This is a genomic window from Escherichia sp. MOD1-EC5950, from assembly GCF_002965345.1.
In the GTDB taxonomy this organism is placed as follows: Bacteria; Pseudomonadota; Gammaproteobacteria; order Enterobacterales; family Enterobacteriaceae; genus Escherichia; species Escherichia marmotae.
This window is the reverse complement of the sequence record NZ_PTSR01000112.1, coordinates 1-849: the sequence shown is the minus strand read 5'-3', so window position 1 is coordinate 849 and position 849 is coordinate 1. Positions and strand designations below refer to the sequence as shown.

At 58.5% G+C, this 849-nt stretch carries 1 pseudogene; it reads right to left on the bottom strand.

Annotated elements, in window-relative coordinates:
- Positions 1 to 849 (bottom strand): annotated as a pseudogene (gene faeD / locus BEA93_RS24530) (F4 (K88) fimbrial usher FaeD); the annotation flags it as partial.

The window sequence follows — 849 nt, the reverse complement described above, 5'->3', positions numbered from 1 at the left end:
CAGTACCGAACCGCTGACCGAGACAGAACCACTGGTTCCGCCGGACTGCGAGTGGTTCAGGGCACCACTCAGATAAGACCGGTCACCGCTGTACGACGCGTTCAGATAACTGCTGGCACCACCATCACTGTCACGACCACCGCCCAGACCATAGCTGAAACGGTCATTCAGCGAGCCGGACACACCGGTGCTGAAGCCTGTGCCACCGTCTTTACTCGTACTCACCGACGTACTGCTGCTGTAGCGACGGTCAAACAGTGTGAACGGTACCGATACTGACGCCGATGCAGACCAGTTGTTTTCTCCCCGGGTGTTCCGTGAACCGGACCAGCCCAGGTTAAGACTGACGCCCTTAATCTGTGTGCTCAGGGTGCCGGTAATACCTGTATCCTTACCGTTGTCATCGCTGTACCGGTAACGCCCGGTCATGGATGCGGGGTAATAGCTCCGCTGCCAGCCGGACACCGACAGACTGAACAGTCCACCCACCGGCTGACTGACACCGGCATTCCATTCATCCTTCGTCCGGCGACCATGATTTGACTGCGACCACAACTCTGTCGGGTCAAAGGAGGACATATCCTCATATTCCTCACTCTGCCGTGACCAGCTCACCCGCAGTCCGGTGTTCGTCATCTCCAGTTGTTTACTCCAGGATAACTGCACCTTATTTCCGCTGCGGCTGCCGTCACGGTATTTTGCCGTGACATAAGCCCCGTCAGCAGACACCGCCCCCAGGTAACTCAGCCCCAGAACAGCCCCGGCGCTGACACCCTGCCAGTCCTGGTTAAACACCCCGCCGGTGCGCAGCGTCAGCCCGTCCAGACCGTAACCGTATGACGCCGCAAA